Origin of the sequence: Massilia sp. PWRC2 (genome assembly GCF_049896725.1) — a bacterium.
Taxonomy (GTDB): domain Bacteria; phylum Pseudomonadota; class Gammaproteobacteria; order Burkholderiales; family Burkholderiaceae_D; genus JAFCUW01.
Genome location: NZ_JAFCUW010000053.1, coordinates 1 through 584 on the forward strand (window position 1 = coordinate 1; position 584 = coordinate 584).

A 584-nucleotide genomic window follows, 5' to 3' on the forward strand; every position below is an offset into this window, starting at 1 on the left:
GTGAGAATTTTGTGGCCATGCATCTCGCGGCCCTGGTCGTAGGTCATCGACTTGCGCAGTTCGGCGGGCTGACGGTTGAGCACGGCCGAAAAGCTGTCGACGACGGAGCGGGTGCCGGCGTTGTCCATCTTGGCCAGCACCACGAAACGCGTGGTGCGTTCGACCAGCGTGCCGACCGAGGAGCGGTTGCCTTCGCCCTTAATGAGGTCGCCCTCCCAGTGGCCGGGGATGAGGCGATCCTCGATCTCCGGCGGGCGGATATGGATGCTCTGCATATCTTTGATCTGGCCACGTCGGTCGACACCACGGCTGCGCGGTTTGCGGACCTGGTTGTGGTGGCGCAGGCAGGCGATCAGCTCGCGCTTGAGCTCTCCACGCGGGTGCAGATAGATCGCGTTGTAGATCGTCTCGTGAGAGACCGTTTTGTCGGAGTCGTCGGGCCACATGGCACGCAGTATGTTCGCAATTTGCTGGGGCGACCAGAGTTCCTTCAGATAGTGGCGCACCACTTGGAACAGCACGCCATCGGCGTGGAGTTTCGGTAGGCGGCGCGGTGCGACACGGCGCGCGCCGCTCTGCAAATG

General features: G+C 63.0%; 1 protein-coding gene. It reads right to left on the reverse strand.

Annotation, left to right across the window (positions count from 1 at the left end):
• The coding region (locus tag ACP7BZ_RS23000; RefSeq protein WP_426117525.1) for an IS30 family transposase at positions 1-584 on the reverse strand (584 nt) is incomplete at both ends.